This window comes from Flavobacterium sp. FlaQc-48 (assembly GCF_044007335.1).
In the GTDB taxonomy this organism is placed as follows: domain Bacteria; phylum Bacteroidota; class Bacteroidia; order Flavobacteriales; family Flavobacteriaceae; genus Flavobacterium.
The window spans coordinates 34,602-58,605 of record NZ_JBIPCR010000016.1 but is presented as its reverse complement, the minus strand read 5'-3'; the positions used below and the strand labels follow the sequence as shown (position 1 = coordinate 58,605).

Genomic DNA, 24,004 nt, shown 5'->3' with positions numbered 1-24,004 from the left:
CTGTGTGAAACAAAATTATGTGACTTTATGAATTATAAAGACGGCTTAAGGTTTCTCTTGAAACACCTAAGTATGCAGCAATTAAATGCTTGGGCACCAGGTTGTATAATTGGGGATATAAGGCCAAAAGCTCTTCGTAACGTATTTTTACATTATTATTCATAAACGATAAAAGTCTTTTTTGTGAAGCAATGTAGCCTTTATTGGTTCTCCAGCGAAAGAAATGTTCTACCTCATGAAATTCTTTACAAAGCTTCTCACGATCGCTGTTAGACAGGCAAAGCACTTCGGCATCTGTAATACAATCAACGTTTATAGCTGCCGGAATGTGGTTGTAAAGTGCATTATAATCAGATGTCCACCAGGTAGGCATCGCAAACTGCAAAATATACATTCTGATTTCATCATTAATGTAAAAAGCTTTCAAACAGCCCGAAATAACAAAATACTCACAATCGACTTTGTCACCTGCGCTAATTACGGTTTGCCCTTTTTTAAAAGATAACTGTTTAAAATGCGAAAAGAAATAATCAAACTGTTCTGTTGTCAGTGAGGCTGTTTTGGTAATGTGTTCGTGTAAAAGTGCTTTGGCTTCCATTTTTAAATTTGAATATTTTAGGTTCAGGAGTCTTCTGTAAAGTTATAAAATCAAATGAACTTACAGATTGTCTATCTGAGATTTCAATTTGTCCGTTTCACCAAAATTTGAATATGAAACCAATCTTCATTGACGCAATTTTGTCCTGTTTAACAACTTAAAATTTTAAAATCATGAATGCAAAAACAACAAAAATTATGTACTGGACAGGAATTATTTTAACTTCTTTATGGTTTGGTGCCAGCGGTTTTTTTGAACTTACCACAAACAAACTCGTTTGGGAAATTACACAGCAATTGGGTTATCCCGCACATTTTATTTACATTCTTGGTGTAATGAAAATTTCAGGAGTAATTACATTATTAATACCAGACAAGTTATTACGGTTAAAAGAATGGGTATTTGCGGGCGTATTTTTCGACATTATCTTTGCTTTCTTTTCAAAATTGGCTGTCTTAGGATTTCCTGCTACAATCGATGCTATTATTGCCTTTATCATGGTTAGCGTAACATACATCATGTTTAGAAAATTATATGGGGCAACTTATACGATTAGAACTTAGTTTTTTAATCACAGATTTCAATTGATGGAAGCAAAACTTTGTCAAAGCTTAAACTTTGACAAAGTTCTCTGTTATACTCTAATACCTTATAGTATTTACTCCGGATTCATATAGTGTTTACTCTGCATTTTAATCCATTCATTATCCATCCAGGAATCTAAAATCCCAATTCCAAAAATCCTAGAATCTAAAATTTACCTATTCTCCAGCCAGCTCAAAAAAGCTGTTGCTTTCTCTTTTCCAACCAGTAATTTTTCTTCTGTTGGAATGGTTAATTTGATAATTAGTTTTCTTGAAAAATAATGCTCTGCTTCCCTTATTGCCGAAAAATTGAGCAAATATTGTCTGTTAATCCTAAAAAACTGAATTGGCGATAACAGCTTATGAACTTCATCAAGCGATTGTGTAATCTGATATTCTGCTTTGTCAAGAGTTACGATTGTAGGCGTTTCATTTTTAATGTAAAAAAAGGCAATATTCTCCGTTAAAATCGTTTGGTATTTATTGTTTTTGAAAACCAGAAAACTACTTTTTCCTTTATTTTCGCCCGTTCTTGTTAAGAGATAATCGAAATCAGGCATCATTTTTTTATTTCTTTGGAAGAAGTTTTTCAGTTCACCTGCTTTTTTAATTGCCTGTGAAATACTTTCTCTAGAAAAAGGTTTCAGGACATAATCAATTCCGTTTGATTTAAAGGCTTCGATCGCATAATCATCAAAGGCGGTACAAAAAATGACCGGGGATAAAACCTCAACACTTTTAAAAATTTCAAAACATAAACCATCTGCCAGCTGAATATCCATAAAAATCAAATCGGGCTGATCGTTTTCTAAAAGATAACTCACAGCACCATCTATACTTTGAATATACGACAAAATTTGAGCATCGGGCCTGATACTCAAAATGAGCTGACCAAGTGCTTTGGCCGTTTTTATTTCATCTTCAATTATTATGATAGTCATAAATCAGTGGTATTTTTACTTTAAAAATCGTTTCAGTTTTATCAATTTCAATTTCTTTGTGAACCAAATGCATAAAACGCTGATTGATATTGTCTAATCCGACTCCGGTAGACAAAATGCCCCGTTTAAGCTGAATGGGATTTTCGACTACCAGGAACTCATTTTCAGTATACAATCTAATTTTCAAAGGTTTATCAAGTGAAACTACATTGTGTTTAATGCAATTTTCAATTAATAATTGCAAAGAAAATGGCGGAATTGCCGAATCGTATTGTTTTTGATCGATTTCATTTACAACTTCAAATCCATCTTCAAAACGGGCTTTTAGCAGATATATATACGAATCTAAAATCTGGATTTCTTCTCTTAACGGAATCAAATCCATTTTCCTGCTTTCTAAGGTAAATCGATAAAAATCAGATAATTTTAAAATAAAATCAGAAGAATGCGGATCCTTCATATCGACCATCGATTTTAAAGTATTCAGGCTATTGAACAAAAAATGCGGGTTAACCTGTTGCTTCAATAGTTCGTATTGTGCCCCAAGATTTACAGCTTTGGTGCGTTCTAACTCCACTCCCATTTGCTGTGTCTGATAATTCTGAAAAAGCAAATGTAAAAACATGTACACAATCAAATTGATCAAAATGCCACGCAGTTCAAACATAATAGGCGCATCCATTTTAGAAACCTGAAAAAGTTCCTGATGTGCAATTACCAGTATCACCATCAGTAAAATCCCCATGACAACACTTAGTAAAAGTTTCCAGTTAAAGAGGCTTTTATTCGTACGCTGCGCTGAAAATTTCGGTAAACTGTAAATGTTATAGTACCATATAAAAATGGAAAACATCAGGGTAATCGAAGAGTTGATGATAATGTCTCCAGGAGTCGAACCGGTATCAAATAATTTGGGAACCGAAGCCAGAATTGCAAGTGCAATCGAACTTCCCCAAATAACTTTGAGTGAAACCTGAAAACGTTTTACTTTTGCCATAATTGCGTGCGTTTTTTTATCCTGTTGGTCAAAGATAAGTTTATTTTCAGAAGATTGAAATTGGATTTTTTAGCCTCTGTAAACATCGTTTATGTGGGTATCTAAAGCTATTTCAATTTTTTGAAAAAAGTATAGCCGTTTAGGTTTTTTATGCAGATTTAAAGAAATAAAGGCGGATAAACGCAAATTCTTTTTCCTTTGATCCGCCTGAATCCCCCTTAATGGTATGGGTGTTCCTCAAAAAAATCACCCTCTTTTTATGCCTAAAATAGCACCGGAATTCATATCCTGAACAAATCCGATGATTTCAAAATCCTGTGAGTTGTAGTTTTTAGGAAGACGAATTGCTGTGGTTCCTTTTTTGTTTTTATTTAAATCAACCGAATACAAATGACGGACGATTTGATAATGTGATAAAACCCGATTGGCATTCTCTCCTCTTTTTACATTGGTTTTAGCTTCTTTTTGAACGACAGCAAAAAATATGCGACTGTTTTTTGAAGTGCCTTCAACAGCATAATTCACAGAAAGATTTTCTCCATTTTGGGTGCTTTCTAAATTTAGACTGGCCAAAGCAGGCTTTGAAAGTGCAGATTTGATTCCGTTTCGCAAACTTGTTTCCTGCGATCCGATATAGTCAATTTTTCCATTGATGACAACTTGCGGTGTATAAACAGGATCTTTGCCCATATATTTTGCGTAATCGTATTGTCTTTTGGTATAATCGGCATCGCTAAAAATATCTTTCCAGCCTTGCTTGTCCCAATAATCAACGTGATAGGATAAAACATATACATGGTTTTCCAATTGTTCTTTTTGAATTTTTCCCAGTAATTCATCTGCAGGCGGACAACTTGAACAACCTTCGGAAGTATACAATTCTAAAAGGGCGAAACCCTTTTTATCCTGATTGCTTTGACTGAAAATGGTGTTTCCAATTAAAAGAAACAGCATCGAAAAAGCTGTTAGTAATTTTTTCATCTTCTTGAAGTTATAAGTTATAAGTTATGTTTTATGAGTAAAGAGTAAAATACTGAAAGTAAATCGTCGAATGACAAATAACATCTAACCTATAACTCTTTACTCATAAGGTATAACTTTTTACATAATATTAATTTCAACGTTTATATTTCCTTTTGTTGCTTTTGAATACGGACATGTTTGATGTGCCTGAGCAGCCAAAGTCTCTGCAGTTTTGCGATCGATACCCGGAAGACTGATGTTCAGACGCGCCTGCAAAGAATATTCTCCTTCACTAACGCACAAATCCACCTCGGCATCTACAGCAGTATCAGCCGGAAGTTTAATACTTTGTTTTGAAGCTGCAATTCCTAATGCACCTATAAAACAAGCCGACCATCCTGCAGCAAACAGCTGCTCCGGATTTGTTCCAGGACGCGGGGTTCCCGGCGAACTTAATTTGATATTCAATTGATCATCTGAACTTTGTGAAATCCCTTCACGACCACCAGTGGTGTGTGTTTTTCCTGTGTATAATACTGTTGTTTTCATGTTTTTTTTATTGTTTTTTTAAGTTGTGAAATGTGTCAATGTAATTTTAAAATTCAGTATTAAAATTTATTTCATTCCGTCTACATCTATAATTGCCTGTGCAAATGCTTTCGGATCTTCTTGCGGAACGTTGTGTCCGATACCTTTTAGAATTCGGTGTGCATATTTTCCGGTGAATTTGCTTGCGTATGCTTTTCCATCTGCAAAAGCGCCGTCAAAATCGCTACCAATTGTAATCGTGGGTACTTTTATTTCCGGTCTTACAGCCAGGCGTTTTTCTAAACTATCGTATTTAGGTTCTCCAGCTTCCAGCGATTGTCTCCATCTGTAATTGTGAATCACGATTGCTGCATGGTCCGGATTATCAAACGATTGTGCCGTTTGATCGTAGGTTTCTTTGTCGAAATTCCATAACGGAGAAGCTATTTTCCAGATCAGTTTATTGAAATCGTAAGTATTTTGGCTGTAGCCAAGTTTCCCCCGTTCGGTTGCAAAATAATATTGGTACCACCATCCTAATTCTGCTGTTGGAGACAATGGTTTTAAGTTGGCTTCAAGATTAACTACCAAATAACCACTTACTGAGACGAGACCTTTTACCCGTTCCGGCCAAAGTGCCGCTGTAACTACTGCTGTTCTTGCACCCCAATCGAAACCGCCAATAACGGCTTTATCAATTTTCAGGGCATCCATAAAGGCTATAAGATCGCTTGCTAATGCTGCTTGTTGTCCGTTTCTGAACGTCTCTCTTGCCAGAAAGGTGGTAGTACCAAATCCTCTTAAATAAGGCGTAAAAACATGATAGCCTTTTGAAACTAAAACAGGCACAACTTCATTATAGCTGTGAATGTCATAAGGCCAGCCGTGAAGCAAGATTACCGCAGTTCCTGTTGGCGGACCAGCTTCAGCATACCCAACATTTAATAAACCTGCGTTGATTTGTTTTAAAGTTCCAAGTGAATTATTTTGTTTTTCTGTTTGTGCATTAATTGCTATTGCATTTACTGAAAAAAAGGCAATTAAAACAAATGCATTTGTAAAACTGTTTTTGATTTTTACTATCGTTTTCATATTTTTTTGATTTTTGTTAGTTGATTATCAGTTAATTTCTTCCTCAAAGGTATCCTTAGACCTCTCTTTTTACAATCAGAAAACAGGTCAAATGGACGAAGTAAAGGGTGAAACGGACAGTAGGTACGTTGTGAATTATGAGATGTATCACGTTATTACTTTTACCTGAAACCTGAGCTTACTTTTTCATAACCAAAACCGGCTTCCCTTTTTCAACTATATAAGTTGCCAGTTCTGAAGCTTTTACATTTGTGTTATTTTTAGCCGAATGGATTTTTCCTGCCGGAATAAAAAGTACTTCTCCTGCTTTTAAAGTAACTGGTTTTTCGCCTTCCAATTCATACTCAAGTGTTCCTTCCAGTACATAAATAATCTCTTCTCCCGGATGTAAATGTTTCCCGAAAGCAGTATGTCCGTCAAAATCAATTCGCGCCTGAACAGTTTCTTTTCCCGGAATACTCAGATCCTGTTTTTGCAGATCAGTTCGTTTTATACCGTTTTGTGCAGCAATCTGATTTGGAATTAAAAAGGCGATGATACCTAAAATGATAATAGCGATTATGACCCATTTTTTCTGTTTTTTAGTTTCCATAACTTTGTTTTTAATGGTTAGTGAAGGGTTATCCTGACAGGTTTCGAAAATCTGTCAGGCATTATTTATTAGTTTATTATTTCCTCAATGATTTAAAAGCAGCACGAAGTTCAACTGAAAACAATTGTGGTTCTTCCCAGGAAGCAAAGTGACCTCCTTTGTTTACTTCATTAAAATAAATCAGGTTTTTGTATGCTTTTTCAGCCCATGTTTTTGGTGCCTGATATATTTCTCCCGGAAATACGGTTATGGCAACCGGGATCTTGATTTCTGCCGTTCTTTGTTCCAGAGCATTGAAATTGTTAGTGTTGTTTTCCCAATATAAATTAGCCGACGAGTTGGCTGTATTTGTTAACCAGTACAAAGAGATATCGTCGAGCATTTCTTCTTTTGTGAGTGATTTTTCAGCGTTTCCTCCACTATAGGTCCATTCGTTGAATTTATCCAGGAAAAACGAAGCCAGACCAACCGGAGAATCCGTAAGTCCATAGCCTAAAGTCTGCGGACGTGTTACCATCATTCCCGCATAACCGCCACCTTTTGTATACAATTTATTAAGCGAATTAAAAGCTGCGTTTTCTTTACCCGATAATCCTGAAGGCGCAGGATCCCCGTCTTTAAGAGCTTTTGCCACATCTGCCGGAACCGTTGCCGGCATATTTACGTGAATTCCTAATAAACCCTGCGGAGCCTGACGTGCCATGGCATCTGCAATTACCGAACCCCAGTCACCACCTTGAGAAACATACTGTTTGTATCCCAGACGTTTCATTAAAATATCCCAGGCATTTCCAATTTTTTCCGGTCCCCAGCCTGTTCCTGTTGGCTTTTCAGAAAAACCATAACCCGGCATTGACGGAATAACCAAATCAAAAGCATCTTCGGCTTTTCCTCCATAAGCTGTAGGATCTGTCAAGGGCCCGATGACTTTCAAAAGTTCGAAGAATGATCCCGGCCAGCCATGCGTAATGATTAAGGGCAAAGCGTTTTTATGTTTGGATTTGATATGAATGAACTGAATATCTAAACCGTCAATATGAGTCACAAACTGAGGTAAGGCATTTAATTTGGCTTCGGTTTTACGCCAGTCATAATCAGTCCCCCAATATTTTACCAGACTTTGAATTTGCTGTAATTTTACGCCCTGCGACTGATCTGCAACGGTTTCCTTATCCGGCCATCTTGTTGCATTTATTCGGGTACGAAGGTTTGTTAAGGATTCTTGTGAGATACTAATATGATAAGGACGAATTGCCTCTGCATTTGTTTTAGTGTTTCCCTGATTTTTTTGTGCAAAACCTGTAGCTGCGAGCAGCATAAAGGTTCCCGCAGCGATTATATGACCGAAACTGCGATTGTTTTTTTGAAGTGATTTCATTGCTTTTGATTTTTAAATTATTTGAATATCAGTTAATTTCTATGTCAAAAGTATTTCGATCCCCCTTCTTACGGAATTGGAAAACAGTCCAAACGGACGAAGTTGCGGGTGAAATGGACAATCCCTGAGTTAAAAGTTGTGGAATATGAAATGTGAATACTAAATACTTTTCTATTTTACCACAAAAAGTGTTAAGCTTTTTTTTGCAGTACTTTATAAAACGGAAAGATCGCAAAGCTATGTGTTTCATAACTTTGCGACCTGCTAAACCTTAGTGCTCTTTGCTGTTAAACGCTTTACTTTTTAAGCTAAAAAAAATTAAGCTAATACCATTCCTCCATCCATTATAATATCGGCACCGGTGATGAACACAGCAGCATCACTGCTTAAATATGAAACCATTTTGGCAACATCTGCCGAAGCTCCCATTTGTTTTAGCGGAACTTTAGCTACGACTACATCCATAATACTTTTTACGGTAGCTTCGTTTAAACCTACTTTTTTCATGACTTCCGTTTCTGTTGGTCCCGGGCTAACTGAATTCACTCTTATTTTTCTTGGTGCTAATTCTAATGCTGCCGATCTCATCACTGAATTCAATGCAGTTTTACTCGACGAATAAATAGAAGATCCGGGCCCCGGCATACTTGCAGTATTAGAAGAAAGAAACACCACCGAAGCACCTTCTTTTAAAATGGGGATAAAACGACTTAAAGTAAAATAAGCACCTTTAAAATTGACATCGATAATACTGTCGAATAATGCTTCTGTGGCTTGTTCGATATTACCTAAACCGGCAATTCCGGCGTTGATAAAAAGGATATCAACTGTTCCAAAATCCTCTTTTACTTTTGAAACCAGCTTCTCGATCTCCAAAACTTGTGACTGATCTGCTGTAATCGCCGTAACACCCAATTCCAGTGCTGCTTTCTCTATTGCTTCTTTTCTTCTTCCGGTAATAATAACCTCAGCTCCCTGCTCTTTTAATTGTTTTGCTGTAGCATAACCAATGCCACTGTTTCCTCCTGTAATTACCGCCACTTTATTTTTTAAATCATCCATTTTTTTATGTGTTTTTAAATTAATGGGACAAATTTAAACCGGAAAAGGTATTGGTTTCCTGGCGGTATCATAGAGTATACCTGATTAGGGGTTTTGAAGATAATTTTGTTTCGGAATATTTTATATCTAATTATAATCGAAGGTTAGACGTATGCTATACTGGTTTTATTATTTATATGCTATAAATGTGATTCACTATAGCATTACAGACAACATTATTCCTTGCCCCAAATCCTGGTATTCAAATCTAATTCATGAACAATGTCATGCATAAACTGAACAATCGAGAGGTCTTCGGTAAGTAAATCAGGAGTTAAGAGCGATTCGTGAATCGGAGCTTCGAAGTAATTACTGCTTAACGGAAAAGCAATATACATTTTAGAATTAAGGAACGAGAGCGAAATCGTCTCATTGGATTTATTGTTCAGGTTTAAGATTCTTTCCATCATTGCAGGTGTCAAAATATATCTTGCTTCGATTTGATTTCTGGAATAGGTCACAAACTGATTGTCAAAAGCTGTATTTTCTAACTGTACAATTTCATCGTTTCCAAAACTGAACACGTTTTTAGAAAACCACGCTCCCACCGCATTTCCAAAACTTTTTGGCCGGACAATGGTCGAAACATTAAAGTTTTTATTGAAATCGGCAACAAAAATAATTCCTTTAAAAATAGTATGCCATTCGGTACGCGTTCCGTTTTTTGTTTGCCTTTCCGTTTTGTATTCGGCGTGGACTTCGGCAAACCAAAAAGAAGTTTTTTCGACCGTACCGTTTATTAAATCTTCCGTTTTATAACGGTCCGGTTCTGTCGTAAAAAGTTCTGAACTTATAAATTCATATTCCGGAAGCCCGCTTTTAGGGGTCAGCGTTAAAGTATCGTTTATTTTTTTTAAAGCAGACCCTAATATCTTTGTTTTAAAAGCTATTTTGTATTGACGCGCATCATCATCAATCCTGAAATACATTACAATACCTACAATGGCGGGAACCAAACCTGCCAGCACAGCAACAATAGCAAATCCTATAAGTAAACCGGCGACTATAATTAATAATGCCAGTCCAAATAAAATGTAACAAGTGGTATAGGTTGAGGCTATTTTTTTGCGTTGCTCTTCTAATGTGTTCAAAACCTCCTGCAAGGCGGTATCGTGGTTTATTTCTGAATCCATTAACTATTAAAAAGTTCTTTTGCACGAATATTTTTACGCTCTTCTTCTGCTGCGGCCAAAACTTCAATTGGGCTGTAATTTAGCATACCGGCAAATAAATTCCCGGGAAACATCATAATACCATTATTGAAATCCGTAACGGAGGCATTATAAGTTCTTCTGGCAGCGGCAATTTGTTCTTCGCTTTCTGTCCAGGTCGTTTGCAGATTGGTAAAACTGGCATTTGCCTTTAAATCAGGATAGTTTTCTACGTTTACCATCAAACCTTTTACAGCGCTACTTAACTGAGTATCCAGATTCGCTTTTTCGGTATCACTGATCGGTCCTGAGATTGCTCTTGAACGAAGCTCAACAATTTTGCTTAAAGTACTTTGTTCGTAATCTGTGTATTGTTTTACGATTTCAACAAGATTAGGAATCAGGTCAAAGCGTTTTTTCAGCATGACATCAATTGCCGAGAAAGCATTGGTTACCTGATTTCTTTTTCCGATAAGGGAATTGTAATACACAATTCCAAAAAACAATAGGAAAACAACAATTCCGAGTACTATAAGCATAACTATAATTTTAAATGGTTTCAAAACAAATATAATAGAAAAGGAAACAAGTTTTATTCTTTTATTTTGAAGAATTTATGAGAAATAAAAAAATAAAACTTCATTAAGGCCCAAGTTCATACACAAAGATTAAAAAAAATCAAAATTTATTAAACACTCCTCCCGCCCTATCCTCTTTACTCGATCCTCTTTACTCTTTACTCTATCCTCTTTACTCTTTCCTCTTTCCTCTATCCTCTATCCTCTATCCTCTATCCTCTATCCTCTATCCTCTATCCTCTATCCCGCATCTTCACAACATTATAAATTATTTTTATAAACACACAAAATTATTAATTTGATTAATAACAACTACCGCCCTAAATTTGTCTCATCAAAATCAAACAACTGATTTGAGAATTAAAAAATAACTTTAAAAAATAGAAATCATGAAATTTACAAGAAGAGCAAACGCAAACTGGAAAGGTACAGGAATGGAAGGAAAAGGAACTATCAGTACACAAAGTACCACCTTAAACGAAGCACAATTATCTTTTAAAACCCGTTTTGATCAGGGTGTAGGAACCAACCCTGAAGAATTGATTGCTGCAGCACATTCAGGCTGTTTTACCATGCAGTTGAGTTTTTTACTTTCGGAAGCAGGTTTTGTACCCGAAGATTTGGATACCGTTGCCAAAGTAACTTTTGAAGACGGAACTATTACCTTAATCCAGTTAGAACTTACCGGAAAAGTACCCGGAATCTCAACAGAAGATTTTGAGAAAGCAGCACAAAAAGCCAAAGAAATTTGTCCAATTTCAAAATTATTAAATACTGAAATTACTTTGGCAATCACTTTAAACTAAATAAATTTTAATTGCAATTTCAAAAATCAATTACAATTTTTAAAATCTAAAATTTAAATTCTATAATAATGAGAACACAATATTTAAAAGAACAATTGAATCGTTATTTCATGTTCGCAGCACTGATTTTTAGTTTCTTATTTGCAACAGCAAATGCTAATGCGCAAACAGCAGCAAATGCTGCTCCTGTTAAAAATGTGGTATTGGTACACGGTGCCTTTGCAGATGGTTCAGGATGGAAAGCTTTATACCAGATTTTGACCAAAAAAGGCTATAATGTTACGATTGTTCAAAATCCGTTAAGCTCCCTTGAAGATGATGTTAAAGCAACAAATGTAGTTTTAGACAAACAAGACGGGCCCACTGTTTTGGTAGGTCATTCCTGGGGCGGAACTGTGATTACAGAAGCCGGAAACCATCCAAAAGTAGCGGCATTGGTTTATGTGGCAGCTTTTCAGCCTGATAATGGCGAAAATACGGTACAATGGCTTATGACTGCTCCTCCGGCTCCTGAAAACGGTGTATTGAATCCGGATGACAAAGGAATTGTATATTATGATAAAGCTAAATTTCATGCCGGTTTTGCTGCCGATATCAGTAAAGAAGATGCTGATTTTATGTATGCTTCGCAAGGTGCTTTTTACGCCAAAGGATTTGGAACTCCGGTTACTAAAGCAGCCTGGAGAGATAAACCGGCTTACGGAATTGTAGCTACCGAAGATAAAAGTATTGCTCCTGAAATTGAGCGCGCCATGTACAAACGTTCTAAAACAAAAGTGACAGAAATCAAAGGAAGTCACGTGGTTTTTATGTCACAACCCGAAGCTGTTGCTAAAGTAATTATTGCAGCTTCTAAAAAACAATAATTAATTTACCCCGTTGCTATTTCAATCATATAAAAAAGCCTGATATATTCATTATCAGGCTTTTCTATTACATAAACTTACTTACTGATTTGACGAAATAAGGCGAATCGTTCCAGCGTATTTTTCGATAAGCAAAATCTTTTTTAAGGGAATCCGGAAGGCAATTCCAGATTGCTTCATTCATTTTTTCGAGCAGTAATTTCTTAGAAAACGAATCTGAAACTACCAGACTGATTTCACGAACGGGTATAGGTTCTTTAAAAGGTTTGAAAAGTCCCGAGGAACCTTCGTTCAAAATAGAAAGCTGCGGAATAATCGCAAATCCTAACTGTGCCCTAACCAAATTTTTTAAAGTTTCGATCGAACTGATATCGTACGTAAATTGCTCTTTTATTTTATCCGAAGTTTTTAGTCCGCAGATATCCAGAAGTTGTGCATTGTAACAAAATTCATGGTGCAGCAATAATAATTCGGTTTTATCACCGGGTTGCAGTTCATAAAACTCATCATTCGCCATAGGGTGCAATTCATTCAGATAAGCCACAAAAGGTTCTTTGAAAATAGGGTGTTCAATTAAATTCGGGTTTCCGGTTGGAGTTGCCATAATAACAACATCAAGCGTTCCGGTTTCTAAATCCTTCATTAATTGTCCGGTATTGGCTTCTCTGATAATGAAATGTACTTTTGGGGCCACTTCTTTCATGGCTTTAATAAACAACGGAATCAGATAAGGTGATAAAGTTGAAATAATACCCAGTTTTAATTCCCCTTCTAACAGATTTTTTTCATTAACCACAAAATCCCGAATATCATCGGCTTCCCGAAGAATCTTTTTTGCACGTTTTATAATCTCAGCTCCAAGGATTGTAGGCGTTAATGGCACTTTATTTCGGTCAAAAATTTTAATACCAATTTCTTCTTCCAGATTTTTGAGCTGGATAGTAAGTCCGGGTTGTGTTACCATACAAACTTCTGCTGCTCTTGCAAAGTGGCGCTCTTCATCCAGAGCTGCAATATATTTTAATTGCTGAATGGTCATGATTATAAATTTATTTTATAAAGATAACTAAATATCAATTTCATTTATAATGCAACAAGTGAACAATGCAAAACTTTTGTTAAATGTGCTAAAATCCAAATCTAAAAAGTAAAACTTATCGTACGTTTAAAAGACGGTACTTGGGAATGCGGTAAATTCAAATGGTATTGGTTTTTGGAGCATGTTGAACTTTATCACATTCCTGATTATCGTCTTTTTTTATTCTTTGTAGCAATTTAAAATCAAAGCCCGATTTTCCCTTCGGCCCAATACGGCTGTGTATAAATATTTTTGTTTGATACGCCCTTTTCTTTCAGTGCTTTTCTAAATGCCTGGATCGATTTTGCATTTCCCAACAGGTAAAAATAACCGTTTTGCCACAAGTTCCAGATTTCAGCATCCAGTTGATGAAGCGCTTTTATAGCAAATTCGGCTTTGTTAAGTGATTTTGGCACTATATCTACATTGATGCCTAATTTTTCCGGAACCTCAACAGAAGGCTTATCTAATTCCAGAATTCCTAAATAGTTATTTTCGGTACGATTAATTTCATCTTTCATACTTTTAAAAACACTCATACAGGTTTCATCTCCAAAAAAGAAATGATATTTTGCTTCTTTGTTAAATACTTTAAAACCTCTTGGCAAACCAACGGTTATCTGATCGTTTAATTTTAATTTTTTTATACATTCACTTCCCGGGCCGTTATTGTGAATGTGAAAGATGACTTCAAAAGTTCCCGCTTCGCTATCCCATTTGCTGGGTGTATAATTGCGATAATTGGTTTCATCAATTCTGATCACTATCGCGTGTCCTATTTTAAATTTAACCTGAGGAAAAACACCTTTAAATGTCACTATTTTTATGTTGGGAGCTGGCATTTGTATGGTTGTAACACTTACTTTGCAAATTTTATTGCTAAAGGCTAATTCCATAAAATCACCAATAATTTTTGGCATAGAATTCATAATATATCGTTTTAAAATTCAATTCAAAATTGAAAATAAAACCATAAAAGGGCATTGAATAATAAATGGCGATGATTGGACTATTCGCGGAATTTTTTGCGGAATGCAAGAGGTGTCTGATTAGTGATTTTTTTAAATAACCTTGAAAAATAAGTATGATCTTCAAATCCCAGCATAAAAGCAATTTCTTTTACTTCACTATCGGTATAATAAAGCAACCTTTGTGCTTCGGTAATCATAGCATTTTGTAGCCAGTACGTCACTGATTTACCGGTTGAAGCATTGACACAATCATTTAAATGAGAAGTACTGATATTTAATTTCTTCGCAAAATAAGAAGGACTTTCTAAAAAAGTATGTTCTGAAATTAGTTTTTTAAAATTCGCACAAATTATCCCCGACTGATGCCTAAATTGCCGGACCGCATTTTTGGATTCCGAAAACATATTGGTAAAATGATACACCAGGGCATTAAAAAGACCATTAATAATCTGTGCCCTATTGGGGTTTGAACTTTTAAAAGAGCGATGTAATAAAGAAATAGTATCTAAAACTTCTTCCTGTTCTGCCGGATCAATTTTACTGAGCTGTGCTGAAATTTTTAAATCCTGAAAAATTTCGATACAATTATTCGGAATAAGAAATGGGGCAACACCTATATAATATCCCATTGCATCCGTAGAAACCTTTTTTCCATAATGAACCTGAAAAGGTTTGACCATCATAATATTGTTTGCCTGTATTTCGACATCGGTCATATCACATGTAATAATTGCCTGTCCTTCTGTTAAAACAAAAAATATAAAAAAATCATCGCGATGGGCTTCCAGTTTTTTGTCTACATTTTCTAAGCCCGTAACAGAATGATGGGCAATAAAAATGCCTCCTACTGCTTCCGGGCTCTGATTGTATATTGGTATTTTCTTCAATGATCTATTACTAAATTTATGGGCAAAAAGTAAGTCTTACAGATTTATTGCATAAAGATAAATAAAATACTCCTTTTGCCTGTATACCGAATACATTTTAAACTTGCTCTATTGCTTTTGAGAATTAAAATAATTTTCAAACAAAGCCAATTGGGCGGACAACGATTTGTTCCAATATTTCGGGTCATGCCCCCCAGGCGATTCGATGTAAAAATGTTCTATTTTTTCATTGCTCAGCAAGTGATGAAAATCCCGGTTCATATCGATCATCTGAGTATCATCTGTACCACAATCCAGAATATAAAGCTGATCCGATGAAGCCATTTCTTTTGTTTTATCAAATGTGAAATACTGTTTGGGCAAACTTTTAAAATCTCCTAAAACTTTATCTACCTGATAATGATGAAAATTTTTACCAAAACGGTTAAAATCGAGTGCCCCGCAGGAACTGCCTACAACAGCAAAAGTATTTTGATAAAAAACTCCGATATTCAATGCGCCATATCCTCCCATACTCCAACCCAGAATTCCCCTAAATTTTCGGTTTTGTGTCGTTGGGTAACTGGCATCAATATACTCTACCAATTCTTTTCCTATAAAGGTTTGGTATTGAGATGATGCATCCACTGGACTATCAACATACCAGCTATTAAAGTTTCCATCGGGCAATATGTAGATGGTATTGTATTTTTGAGATTTACTGACAAGATCCGGAATGTCTTCTTTGTAAGTCCTGTCAGGATTTCCGCTGTAGCCGTGAAGGATATAAATCGTTTTATAGGTTTTTCCGTCTACTAGTTTGGGAGTAATAATTACAGTTGGAATCTCCTTGTTCATTTTTTTACTGAATACTTTTTTGTGAATAATATGCTGTGCAGAAACGGACAGTGATACTGCCAAAAGCATCAAAGTGGTAAATAATGTTTTCATCTTTTTTATTTTTAATGATGATGCAAAATTCAATCATAAAAAAGATGAAAACATTTACATGTGTTGAGGAATTACAACTTTCTTTCTGTATGTGTACGGGCAAATTGACATTATAATAACGTGTTATCCCTTAATAATCTAACAAATTAATTTCCTAAATCTCCCTGGCTTAAGAAATCAAAATCTAAAAATAAGCACTATTTCTTGCCTTAATTCTGATAAAAATCTTTAAATTTATGTTCTAAAATCTTATTTTATGAAAAATTACGTATTAGTATTCGTCGCTATTTTAGCCTTATCTTTTAATTCCTGTACCTCAATGAAAGACACTTCAAAAACTGCCGATCTTTATAATACAACCTGGGAGCTTGAGTATATTTCAGGGCCGCGTATTGCTTTTGAAGGTCTGTTCCCTGATAAAAAACCGTTTATTAAATTTGATGAAGCTACAAAACAAGTATCTGGAAATGCAGGTTGTAATGGCTACAGTGCTCCATTTACCTTAAAAGGAAAATCACTTACTTTTGGAGAACAAGGTCCGGCTACATTAATGTATTGTGAAGGTGGCGGAGAACAAGTTTTTACAAAAACGATTAAAAATATTGATAGTTATGCTATTGATAAAGATGGCAAACTAAATTTAATCATGAAGGACATTCCAATGATGAGATTCAAAAAAGTGACTAAATAAGTTCAATTGCTTTACCTTAAAAGCACTTGTCAAAATCCCTCCATTTTTAAATGTTGAGGGATTTTTTTATTGAACTATATCTCAGTTAAATTCCGCTGAAAAAAGGTCCTGACCAAAAAAGATCGTCACAAAACAAGCGACTTGTTCCGTCTCAGACTATTGGCATTGCATAGTTCGTATTGTTACATTAAAATATTTTTTTAAAAGAGAATATTTTTTTGAAACATAGTACATATTGAGTCTAAATAAACATAAATTTGTAGCAGAATTTTACAAAAAGCAAGCCGTTCTATTGTACAATAACAATTTACAGTTCAGTGCTATCTGACTGATCAAAGCATTTATGAAGAAAACATTAAAAAAAAATATTGGCCTGTTACATTTATGGCTGGGACTTGGTTCTGGTTTAATTGTTTTTATTGCTGCCTTAACCGGCAGTATTTTGGTTTTTGAGAAAGAAATTGACAAAGCTGTACATCCTGAATATTATAATGTCGCTACAATAGGAACAACAAAAAAGCCTATTGACTATTGTACGGATATGCTTGAGAAACACTATTCGATAAAAAAGATTACCCGTATCTATACCTTTAATGATCCTTCGCGTACAATGCAAATTTTAGCAAAGGATTCAGATAAAAAAGCCCAATTTTTTTCTATTGATCCTTACACCGGAAAAGTACTGGCCTCAACACCGCAGGAAAGACGGTTTTTTGTTGTCGTTTTGGCGATTCACAGGCAATTGCTTCTGGGTGATTTTGGAGAAATACTAACAGGAACTTCCTGTTTAATTTTTGTTTTTATGCTCATTTCCGGTATTGTTTTATGGTGGCCCAAAAAGATCAAAAATCTAAAACAACGATTAACCGTTAAATGGGGTGCTTCTTTTAAAAGAGTCAATTGGGATTTTCATTCGACATTTGGTTTCTATAGTTTTTTAATTTTGCTGCTTATCTCATTAACCGGATTAAGCTTTGCCTTTAACTGGTTTCAAAACGGCATTTATTTCTTGGCTGACGGAACGACAACAAAACCTTCTGCCAAAGTAGAAAACCCAACCAAAACAGACCCTAAACTCAATCATACTGCCTTTTACCAAAGTATCTATAATGCCACAGACAGTATTTTTCCGTATAAAGGAAATATTCAGATCAGAATGCCTTCTGATACCATCAATAGTATTTTGGTCTTAAAAGAATATTCAGAAAAAACAATTCCCAATCAATCCAGTGCTGCTTATTTTGACAAATATACAGCCGAAGAAATTGAGGCAAGACCTTATGAAGCTTTTTCAAAAGGAGATAAAATAAGACGTCTCAACTACCCTATTCATACTGGAAGCATTTACGGACTGCCAACTAAGATTCTTGCATTTATAGTATCTCTTTTTGCCTTAACCTTACCTATTACGGGATTATTAATCTGGTTAGGAAAAAAGAAAAAAACAGCTGTAAAATAAGATCTCGTTTTCGCATTGAACTAATGGAATAACCATAAAAAAGGATTTAAAATATGAATATTTTAAATCCTTTTTACTTATAATTTTATTTTGGAATTAATCAGGAATTAAGTTGGTCGAAAGACCAATTCTATTTCAGGCATTAATCGTAATAATAGCCAAAATTTCTTTTTCATCTATTGAGGCGAAACCAATTCTCAGGGCATTTTCAGACATCTTCACTAAATTTATTTTCTTATCGAAAGTGGCCCAAACGGCAAGTCCGCCTTCCGGAATTTCAAATTCAATTACATCTTTAAAATCAGATTGAAGAATATCGCAGAAAAGATTCCTGCGTTGGTTATAGGATAAAAAAGAATTTTCCTAAAGAGTAAACGTCACCATAATTTCTGTGCCTGCTCCTATTTTTGATTTTATCTCAAGATGACCTTTTAACGAATTTATCCTTTCTTTAATATTCGAAAGACCAATTCCCTTTTTTACAGCGTTAACATCAAAACCCACGCCATCATCAATAATTGATAATTTCAGAATGCCGTTTTCAACCAATTGAATTTTTACATCGACTTTTTGGGCATTAGCATGTTTGTGAATGTTTTGAAGAGTTTCCTGAATTATGCGGTAAAGATTTATTTTATAGATGTTCTGAATATTTTCCCAGTCAAATCCTTCCTCAATTATGTAGTTAAATACTGTTGTGCTTAAGTCTTTTTGATCTTTAACCAAATTAGAAAGTAAAATAGTAAAATCACTGTTTTCTAAAAAAGAATCCCGACTTAAATCGTGTGAAATTGTCCTGATTTCATTTTCGATTTTTTCTAATTCAAAAATATATTCTTTCCTTTTTTCAATTGTTTTTTCATCGATCTTAGCGTTAAAAAAACCAAGGTTCATTCTTACCCCATAAATCCTGTTCATAACGCCATCATGTAATTCTTTGGCAATTTTATTTTTCTCGTTTTCCTTTGCCGTATTTATCTTTTCCTGCTGCTCACTTAGAAGCTGGTATATTTCATCACTATCATCTTTTTGCTGTTTTGCAAACTTCAGTTCTTTGTTTTTATAACGTAGATAAATGAAAACAAAAATGGCAGAGAGAACCAAAAAAAGACCAAAAGAAAAAATTAAAATGTAAAAATTTTTCCTGGTCAGGACCTGATTCTCATTTTCGACATTTGCCGTTTCATATTCAATTCTTGCATATTTATTAGCGGTCCTGCTTTGAAGACCATTTATACTATCGCTAATGGCTATATAACGATTTGCATACAGCATTTTTTTCTTCTGGTCTACTGTCGAAAGTAACTTTAAAGTTGTTAAAATTTCATTCGTATAATTCATTTTAACAGCAGTATTATAAGCCTCTTGTAAAATCTTTAAAGAACTTAAAGTATCCTTTTGAGTCAGGTAGAACTCTCCCAAATGAATCTTTTTGTAAATCACATCAGTAGTATATCCCAGACTGTCTACAATTTTTAAAGATTTTAAAAACATAAACTCTACTTTTTTATACTGTCCGCTTTTCATTTTCGAATAAGCTAAATTCGATAGTACAGTAGCATACAAACGAGGCAATTTGTTTTCCAGATCTTTGGTTAACAATGGGCTTAGTTCTTTGACTGATCTTTCGAAATCACCTTTTGCATCATATAAATTGCAAATATTAACGACAGATGATACATTATAATTATTAATCTGATCAATATCTTTATTGTCTTTCTTTAATGCTTTTAAATTTCCCAAAGCCAATTGGTGGTATTTTAACGCCTGATCATACATCAAAAGCTTTTCCAGGCAATTTCCCATTATAGTATTACAGGAATACAAAAGTTTTGCATTCTTTGACCCCTTTAAAGATTTCAGTGCTTTTATTAGCTCAACTTCACATTCCACGAACCTTCCATCATAAAATAAAACGTAGGCTTTATTAAAATACATACGTCCTAAATGGTCATAATCATGAATTTTTTTATAAATTTTCTGAGCCTGCAAATAATAAAAATAGGCGCTATCACTTTTTGTTTCATAACAATCACCAATATAATACAGAGATTTAGCAATCCCGGAACTGTCATTTTCTTTTTTTGCTAGTCTTAACGCCAATAAACTGGATGAATATGACTTTTTAATAGTATTTAGATAATAGTATTCTTCGCCGGTCTTTAAATATAAATTTCTAACGATGGAATCATTTTTCTTCCCCTTTAACTTTACAACGATCGAATCCAGGTATTTTTCTTTTTGAGAACCCGAAATAGTATCAAAATGCTTCTGATTAAACCTGATATCTCCTTTAGCTGTACTTACAGATTGCCTGCTATTCCATAACAAGTATAAAGTAATCAGGATTAAAACAATTATGGGCAGAAAAAGTTTAGAGCTAAATTTCAAAATTAGTATTTGTTAGTTTGATCCAAATATATAAATTAAAGAAGATTATTAATACCGTATTGATGACATAAAGCCCTAAAAAACCGCTTTATATCAAATTAAAAAAAAGTTTATTTTTGATACTGAAAAACATTTATAAAAATTTACTTTTACATAAATTCTAACCAGATGCCATTTAATATTTTGATTGTTGATGATCATCCAATGACAGTAGATAGTTATGTTAACCTTCTGTCTGATGAGAGTTTTAGTGCTGTTGAGCCATTGTTTATCAAAAGTTACAATTGCGAAACCGCGTACAAAGAAATACGATCACTTAAAAAGCAAAACATACCAATTGATTTTGCGATACTGGATGTTAGTTTACCCGCTTATCAGCAACAAAATATTTCTAACGGTATTGATTTAGCCACTTTAATTAAAGAAACTCATCCCGGATGCAAAATCCTATTGTTAACCATGCATACAGAAATTTTTATTGTCAACAGGGTTATAGAAGAAATATGCCCTCAGGGATTTATTTCTAAAAGTGAAGTCAATTTTGAATCATTCCCTGCCATTTGCAAAAAGATTCTATCAGGTAAAATCATCTATAGTGATGAGATAATAAAATCTCAAAAAAAATTAGCCCAAAGAAATTTTGATTGGGGCGAATATGACAGTCAGATTCTGAACCTGCTTTCCCAAGGTATTAAAATGATAGATATTCCAAATCATATACCGCTATCATTGAGTTCAATAGAAAAACGAAAGGCTATTATTAAAAACCATTTTTTATTAGAAAAAGGAGGAGATATAGAACTAATTAATAAAATAAAGCAATTGGGTTTTCTCTAGAAAATAATAAAATCCGGGATTTAATGATGAAAGCCACCTCAATAAAATATTCAAAAAACACAGAGTACTACTCTGTCAGCTTTCAGGAAAAAACCTTTGAAACTTTAAAATCCGGTAAAGAAAGTAACGCTACTATTTTATCCGATTTCGGAAAAAGCCTTAGAACTTTTGGAACTTCCCTGCTTTTACAAACTAATTTTCACTTTTTAACTGCATAGCGCGTTGTAAAAAACTCTGATGCATTATTTTGTTTTCGGCTTCATTAATCGCCTGAAGCAAATTGTTCTGATTATCTGTAATCTCATTAAGTACACTCGACATTACATCCCAGACCGGCTTCATTTTTTCAATGAGCTCCTGCCCTTTTGCCGTAAGCCGGATCAGTCTTTTTCGCTCGTCGATTTTATCTTTTTTAGAACGAATCAGCTTTTGTTTTTCCAGTTCTTTTAAAAGGCTAATAGTTGACGGGTGCGTGTATCCAATCTCATTTGCAATTTCGACAACACTCAAAACTTCTTTATGGTGCAAGGTATAAATAACCGGAAACCATTTGGGCTCAAAGTCAATTCCGTAGGACTTATAAAATAGTGCACCATCTTTTCGCAATTGTTCACTAAGACGTTGTAATCGTGTTGAAAGGGCTAAAATTCCGGATTCATCTATAATATTCATCTTTATTTTTTTAAGGTTAAATGACAAAATACATTGTCTGCACTCATCAACGGAAACGGGTCCGGAAGCCATTCTTTTTCGATACGTATAAAATGGTTTCTTTCATAAAAACGTAAAGCAGCTTCTAATACCGATATAGTTCCCAAATATAAATTATCAATTTCATTTGCTAAACAATAATCCATTAAAGTATTTAATAATTTTTGTGCGATTGCAAACTCTTTTCCGCGATATTCCTTCTTTACAAACATTTTTCGTATTGCAGCTTCTGTCTTACTAAATTTCACTAAAGCAATTGTTCCTACTAATTCATCATCTATAAAAGCACCCCAAAAATGACCTCCGTCAGCATAATAAAAATTGTTGATATCGAGCAAATCCGGCTGATCTTTTATTGTAATTGCAATATTGAATTCATTTTGCTGAATGCTTAAAATTAAATCAACAATAGCGCTTTCGTATTGATTTTCAATGGGAATTATAAGTGGTTTCATATCATTTAAATTTTATGTAACAAAACTACGTAGTTAAATACATAAATAAAAATATTTTATTGTAATTATGATTTATTTGCCATTAAGTCTTGTTTTCAGTTTTAATTTGTTTTCATACTTTTGTTTAATAGATGAAGCACACAATATTTTTTGGTCTGTAAAAAATGATGCAGATTTAAGTCAATACTTCCACTCCTTTAAATCGGTATTTTTTAAAAAGAAAATTTTGTTGCCTATATCCTTTATCTAAACTTAAATTGCCTTATAGGGTAAAAAAATAAATGTTTATGGAAAGAAATCAGAAAGAGGAATTTCAGGCACTTCAGGATACTATATATGTTTTAGGAGGGAAATGGAAACTACCTATAATCAATTCGATCTGTAACGGAAATAACCGATTTAAAGAAATTCAGCAAAGTATCCCGGGCATTACGTCACGAATGTTATCAAAGGAATTAAAAGATATGGAACTGAATAACCTGGTAAAGAGAACGGAAGACCACGATGCCAAAGTGCCCATTTTATATGAGTCTACCCCGTACTGCAAATCATTTGGCCCAATCATTTCTGAAATGATTCAATGGGGATTATCGCACAGACAGCATATTAAGGAAAATGAAAAGACAAAGTAAAAGAAATAAGAACTGAAGTGTGAAACTTATCTTAAAAAAACTAGGCTGACTTGCATATATGACCAATCGGTCATATATTTGTACCTGTAAATGAATAAGATCATGACAAAAGGAGAAGAAACCAAACAATTCATCATAGAAAAAGCAGCACCTATTTTTAATACAAAAGGAATTGCCGCTACTGCTATGAGTGATATTATGGAGGCTACCAAATTGTCTAAAGGAAGTATGTATGTTCATTTTGAAAATAAAGATGTCTTGGCCTGCGCTGCTGTTGATCATAATATTAAAGTACTGGGTGATAAGCTTCTGCTTAAAGTCAGTAAAAGCAAAACAGCCAAAGAAGAGCTTTTTACTTATATCGATTTCTTTAGTAATGCTGTAAACCCACCTCTTACAGGCGGTTGCCCATTATTGAATTTTGGCACAGAGGCTGATGACACCAATCCTGTTGTAAAGGAGAAAATAAATAAAGGCTGTAACGCTAATCAACAATTATTGGCTAATAGTGTCCATAAAGGAATTGCTAACGGAGAGTTTAAACCGGAATGGAATGCTGAAGAGTTTGCAATCGTTATGTTTGCCATGATGGAAGGCGGTCAGCTCATATCCAGAATGTCAGGCAGTAATGATAAAATGAAAGTCATAATTAAAACCTTAAAAAAAATAATAGAGGAAAACACACTCTAATTTTTTTTGCTAAAAAAATGACCGATCAGTCATATTTATAAAAATCAGAATAAACAATAAACAATAAACAATAAACAATAAACAATAAATAATAAAT

General features: G+C 34.4%; 26 protein-coding genes. 8 read left to right on the top strand and 18 right to left on the bottom strand.

Translation table 11 applies throughout. From position 1 onward, the window contains the following. Window positions 1-25 precede the first annotated feature (25 nt). Window positions 26-598, bottom strand: coding sequence for a Crp/Fnr family transcriptional regulator (locus ACHRWY_RS21275; RefSeq protein WP_395357362.1), 573 nt, complete (start codon window positions 596-598; stop codon window positions 26-28). Between the two features lie 173 nt (window positions 599-771). Between ACHRWY_RS21275 and ACHRWY_RS21270 the strand changes: the two genes are divergently transcribed. Continuing rightward, complete coding sequence (locus ACHRWY_RS21270; protein WP_395357360.1) at window positions 772-1,161, top strand: DoxX family protein; 390 nt, start codon at window positions 772-774, stop codon at window positions 1,159-1,161. Window positions 1,162-1,355: 194 nt separating this feature from the next. Here the strand turns inward: ACHRWY_RS21270 and ACHRWY_RS21265 are convergent, their stop codons facing one another. The 10 genes from ACHRWY_RS21265 to ACHRWY_RS21220 form a co-directional block, all read right to left on the bottom strand. Then, window positions 1,356-2,123, bottom strand: a complete 768-nt coding sequence (locus ACHRWY_RS21265) for a LytR/AlgR family response regulator transcription factor (RefSeq protein WP_395357358.1) — start codon at window positions 2,121-2,123, stop codon at window positions 1,356-1,358. Then, window positions 2,104-3,120: a sensor histidine kinase gene (locus ACHRWY_RS21260; protein ID WP_395357356.1), complete on the bottom strand. Its 1,017-nt coding sequence runs from the start codon at window positions 3,118-3,120 to the stop codon at window positions 2,104-2,106. Before ACHRWY_RS21260 ends, ACHRWY_RS21265 begins: the two co-directional genes overlap by 20 nt. Before the next feature lie 246 nt (window positions 3,121-3,366). Next, window positions 3,367-4,101 carry a DUF1223 domain-containing protein gene (locus ACHRWY_RS21255; RefSeq protein ID WP_395357354.1) on the bottom strand — a complete coding sequence of 245 codons (735 nt, stop codon included), beginning with the start codon at window positions 4,099-4,101 and terminating at the stop codon, window positions 3,367-3,369. A 120-nt stretch (window positions 4,102-4,221) separates the two neighbouring features. Then, window positions 4,222-4,632 carry an organic hydroperoxide resistance protein gene (locus ACHRWY_RS21250; protein WP_395357352.1) on the bottom strand — a complete coding sequence of 137 codons (411 nt, stop codon included), beginning with the start codon at window positions 4,630-4,632 and terminating at the stop codon, window positions 4,222-4,224. A gap of 66 nt (window positions 4,633-4,698) precedes the next feature. After that, window positions 4,699-5,703: an alpha/beta fold hydrolase gene (locus tag ACHRWY_RS21245; RefSeq protein WP_395357351.1), complete on the bottom strand. Its 1,005-nt coding sequence runs from the start codon at window positions 5,701-5,703 to the stop codon at window positions 4,699-4,701. 178 nt (window positions 5,704-5,881) lie between these two features. Further along, window positions 5,882-6,295 carry a cupin domain-containing protein gene (locus tag ACHRWY_RS21240; RefSeq protein ID WP_395357349.1) on the bottom strand — a complete coding sequence of 138 codons (414 nt, stop codon included), beginning with the start codon at window positions 6,293-6,295 and terminating at the stop codon, window positions 5,882-5,884. A 76-nt stretch (window positions 6,296-6,371) separates the two neighbouring features. Next, entirely contained in the window at window positions 6,372-7,673 is a 1,302-nt protein-coding gene (locus tag ACHRWY_RS21235) for an epoxide hydrolase family protein (RefSeq protein WP_395357347.1), read from the bottom strand. A 318-nt stretch (window positions 7,674-7,991) separates the two neighbouring features. After that, complete coding sequence (locus tag ACHRWY_RS21230) at window positions 7,992-8,735, bottom strand: SDR family oxidoreductase (RefSeq protein ID WP_395357346.1); 744 nt, start codon at window positions 8,733-8,735, stop codon at window positions 7,992-7,994. A gap of 215 nt (window positions 8,736-8,950) precedes the next feature. Continuing rightward, window positions 8,951-9,907 (bottom strand): DUF3137 domain-containing protein, encoded by a 957-nt coding sequence (locus tag ACHRWY_RS21225; protein WP_395357344.1) that lies wholly within the window; start codon window positions 9,905-9,907, stop codon window positions 8,951-8,953. Continuing rightward, window positions 9,907-10,464: a LemA family protein gene (locus ACHRWY_RS21220; RefSeq protein ID WP_395357342.1), complete on the bottom strand. Its 558-nt coding sequence runs from the start codon at window positions 10,462-10,464 to the stop codon at window positions 9,907-9,909. Before ACHRWY_RS21220 ends, ACHRWY_RS21225 begins: the two co-directional genes overlap by 1 nt. 428 nt (window positions 10,465-10,892) lie before the next feature. Between ACHRWY_RS21220 and ACHRWY_RS21215 the strand changes: the two genes are divergently transcribed. Together ACHRWY_RS21215 and ACHRWY_RS21210 are read left to right on the top strand one after the other, a co-directional pair. Then, window positions 10,893-11,309, top strand: coding sequence for an OsmC family protein (locus tag ACHRWY_RS21215; RefSeq protein ID WP_395357341.1), 417 nt, complete (start codon window positions 10,893-10,895; stop codon window positions 11,307-11,309). 68 nt (window positions 11,310-11,377) lie between these two features. Continuing rightward, complete coding sequence (locus ACHRWY_RS21210) at window positions 11,378-12,175, top strand: alpha/beta hydrolase (RefSeq protein ID WP_395357339.1); 798 nt, start codon at window positions 11,378-11,380, stop codon at window positions 12,173-12,175. A gap of 67 nt (window positions 12,176-12,242) precedes the next feature. On the opposite strand, the gene ACHRWY_RS21205 is transcribed toward ACHRWY_RS21210, so the two are convergent. The 4 genes from ACHRWY_RS21205 to ACHRWY_RS21190 form a co-directional block, all read right to left on the bottom strand. After that, the gene (locus ACHRWY_RS21205) at window positions 12,243-13,214 is read right to left on the bottom strand and encodes a LysR substrate-binding domain-containing protein (protein ID WP_395357337.1); all 972 of its coding nucleotides are present in this window, start codon (window positions 13,212-13,214) and stop codon (window positions 12,243-12,245) included. A 242-nt stretch (window positions 13,215-13,456) separates the two neighbouring features. Continuing rightward, a complete protein-coding gene (locus tag ACHRWY_RS21200; protein WP_395357335.1) occupies window positions 13,457-14,182 on the bottom strand; it encodes a siderophore-interacting protein in 726 nt (241 codons plus the stop codon). Window positions 14,183-14,262: 80 nt separating this feature from the next. Continuing rightward, window positions 14,263-15,111 (bottom strand): AraC family transcriptional regulator, encoded by an 849-nt coding sequence (locus ACHRWY_RS21195; RefSeq protein ID WP_395357334.1) that lies wholly within the window; start codon window positions 15,109-15,111, stop codon window positions 14,263-14,265. A 108-nt stretch (window positions 15,112-15,219) separates the two neighbouring features. Next, window positions 15,220-16,041: an alpha/beta hydrolase gene (locus ACHRWY_RS21190; RefSeq protein WP_395357332.1), complete on the bottom strand. Its 822-nt coding sequence runs from the start codon at window positions 16,039-16,041 to the stop codon at window positions 15,220-15,222. A gap of 256 nt (window positions 16,042-16,297) precedes the next feature. On the opposite strand from ACHRWY_RS21190, the gene ACHRWY_RS21185 reads away from it, so the two are divergent. Next, window positions 16,298-16,732, top strand: a complete 435-nt coding sequence (locus ACHRWY_RS21185; RefSeq protein WP_395357330.1) for an META domain-containing protein — start codon at window positions 16,298-16,300, stop codon at window positions 16,730-16,732. A 343-nt stretch (window positions 16,733-17,075) separates the two neighbouring features. After that, complete coding sequence (locus tag ACHRWY_RS21180) at window positions 17,076-18,191, top strand: PepSY-associated TM helix domain-containing protein (protein WP_395357328.1); 1,116 nt, start codon at window positions 17,076-17,078, stop codon at window positions 18,189-18,191. Between the two features lie 363 nt (window positions 18,192-18,554). Here the strand turns inward: ACHRWY_RS21180 and ACHRWY_RS21175 are convergent, their stop codons facing one another. Continuing rightward, window positions 18,555-20,582: an ATP-binding protein gene (locus tag ACHRWY_RS21175; RefSeq protein WP_395357327.1), complete on the bottom strand. Its 2,028-nt coding sequence runs from the start codon at window positions 20,580-20,582 to the stop codon at window positions 18,555-18,557. Between the two features lie 168 nt (window positions 20,583-20,750). On the opposite strand from ACHRWY_RS21175, the gene ACHRWY_RS21170 reads away from it, so the two are divergent. Next, window positions 20,751-21,419 carry a response regulator gene (locus ACHRWY_RS21170; RefSeq protein WP_395357326.1) on the top strand — a complete coding sequence of 223 codons (669 nt, stop codon included), beginning with the start codon at window positions 20,751-20,753 and terminating at the stop codon, window positions 21,417-21,419. Between the two features lie 192 nt (window positions 21,420-21,611). On the opposite strand, the gene ACHRWY_RS21165 is transcribed toward ACHRWY_RS21170, so the two are convergent. Then, window positions 21,612-22,091: a MarR family winged helix-turn-helix transcriptional regulator gene (locus ACHRWY_RS21165; protein ID WP_395357324.1), complete on the bottom strand. Its 480-nt coding sequence runs from the start codon at window positions 22,089-22,091 to the stop codon at window positions 21,612-21,614. Window positions 22,092-22,093: 2 nt separating this feature from the next. Then, complete coding sequence (locus tag ACHRWY_RS21160; protein ID WP_395357322.1) at window positions 22,094-22,585, bottom strand: GNAT family N-acetyltransferase; 492 nt, start codon at window positions 22,583-22,585, stop codon at window positions 22,094-22,096. 287 nt (window positions 22,586-22,872) lie between these two features. Here ACHRWY_RS21160 and ACHRWY_RS21155 point away from each other — a divergent pair, with 287 nt between their 5' ends. Together ACHRWY_RS21155 and ACHRWY_RS21150 are read left to right on the top strand one after the other, a co-directional pair. Then, the gene (locus ACHRWY_RS21155; RefSeq protein ID WP_395357321.1) at window positions 22,873-23,217 is read left to right on the top strand and encodes a winged helix-turn-helix transcriptional regulator; all 345 of its coding nucleotides are present in this window, start codon (window positions 22,873-22,875) and stop codon (window positions 23,215-23,217) included. Between the two features lie 102 nt (window positions 23,218-23,319). Next, window positions 23,320-23,907, top strand: a complete 588-nt coding sequence (locus tag ACHRWY_RS21150; RefSeq protein ID WP_395357319.1) for a TetR/AcrR family transcriptional regulator — start codon at window positions 23,320-23,322, stop codon at window positions 23,905-23,907. Window positions 23,908-24,004: the final 97 nt, after the last annotated feature.

Bases quoted from the DNA above. Each gene is read 5' to 3' on its own strand.
- ACHRWY_RS21275 (WP_395357362.1), bottom strand. From the start codon at position 598: ATGGAAGCCAAAGCACTTTTACACGAACACATTACCAAAACAGCCTCA.
- ACHRWY_RS21270 (WP_395357360.1), top strand. From the start codon at position 772: ATGAATGCAAAAACAACAAAAATTATGTACTGGACAGGAATTATTTTA.
- ACHRWY_RS21265 (WP_395357358.1), bottom strand. From the start codon at position 2,123: ATGACTATCATAATAATTGAAGATGAAATAAAAACGGCCAAAGCACTT.
- ACHRWY_RS21260 (WP_395357356.1), bottom strand. From the start codon at position 3,120: ATGGCAAAAGTAAAACGTTTTCAGGTTTCACTCAAAGTTATTTGGGGA.
- ACHRWY_RS21255 (WP_395357354.1), bottom strand. From the start codon at position 4,101: ATGAAAAAATTACTAACAGCTTTTTCGATGCTGTTTCTTTTAATTGGA.
- ACHRWY_RS21250 (WP_395357352.1), bottom strand. From the start codon at position 4,632: ATGAAAACAACAGTATTATACACAGGAAAAACACACACCACTGGTGGT.
- ACHRWY_RS21245 (WP_395357351.1), bottom strand. From the start codon at position 5,703: ATGAAAACGATAGTAAAAATCAAAAACAGTTTTACAAATGCATTTGTT.
- ACHRWY_RS21240 (WP_395357349.1), bottom strand. From the start codon at position 6,295: ATGGAAACTAAAAAACAGAAAAAATGGGTCATAATCGCTATTATCATT.
- ACHRWY_RS21235 (WP_395357347.1), bottom strand. From the start codon at position 7,673: ATGAAATCACTTCAAAAAAACAATCGCAGTTTCGGTCATATAATCGCT.
- ACHRWY_RS21230 (WP_395357346.1), bottom strand. From the start codon at position 8,735: ATGGATGATTTAAAAAATAAAGTGGCGGTAATTACAGGAGGAAACAGT.
- ACHRWY_RS21225 (WP_395357344.1), bottom strand. From the start codon at position 9,907: ATGGATTCAGAAATAAACCACGATACCGCCTTGCAGGAGGTTTTGAAC.
- ACHRWY_RS21220 (WP_395357342.1), bottom strand. From the start codon at position 10,464: ATGCTTATAGTACTCGGAATTGTTGTTTTCCTATTGTTTTTTGGAATT.
- ACHRWY_RS21215 (WP_395357341.1), top strand. From the start codon at position 10,893: ATGAAATTTACAAGAAGAGCAAACGCAAACTGGAAAGGTACAGGAATG.
- ACHRWY_RS21210 (WP_395357339.1), top strand. From the start codon at position 11,378: ATGAGAACACAATATTTAAAAGAACAATTGAATCGTTATTTCATGTTC.
- ACHRWY_RS21205 (WP_395357337.1), bottom strand. From the start codon at position 13,214: ATGACCATTCAGCAATTAAAATATATTGCAGCTCTGGATGAAGAGCGC.
- ACHRWY_RS21200 (WP_395357335.1), bottom strand. From the start codon at position 14,182: ATGAATTCTATGCCAAAAATTATTGGTGATTTTATGGAATTAGCCTTT.
- ACHRWY_RS21190 (WP_395357332.1), bottom strand. From the start codon at position 16,041: ATGAAAACATTATTTACCACTTTGATGCTTTTGGCAGTATCACTGTCC.
- ACHRWY_RS21185 (WP_395357330.1), top strand. From the start codon at position 16,298: ATGAAAAATTACGTATTAGTATTCGTCGCTATTTTAGCCTTATCTTTT.
- ACHRWY_RS21180 (WP_395357328.1), top strand. From the start codon at position 17,076: ATGAAGAAAACATTAAAAAAAAATATTGGCCTGTTACATTTATGGCTG.
- ACHRWY_RS21170 (WP_395357326.1), top strand. From the start codon at position 20,751: ATGCCATTTAATATTTTGATTGTTGATGATCATCCAATGACAGTAGAT.
- ACHRWY_RS21165 (WP_395357324.1), bottom strand. From the start codon at position 22,091: ATGAATATTATAGATGAATCCGGAATTTTAGCCCTTTCAACACGATTA.
- ACHRWY_RS21160 (WP_395357322.1), bottom strand. From the start codon at position 22,585: ATGAAACCACTTATAATTCCCATTGAAAATCAATACGAAAGCGCTATT.
- ACHRWY_RS21155 (WP_395357321.1), top strand. From the start codon at position 22,873: ATGGAAAGAAATCAGAAAGAGGAATTTCAGGCACTTCAGGATACTATA.
- ACHRWY_RS21150 (WP_395357319.1), top strand. From the start codon at position 23,320: ATGACAAAAGGAGAAGAAACCAAACAATTCATCATAGAAAAAGCAGCA.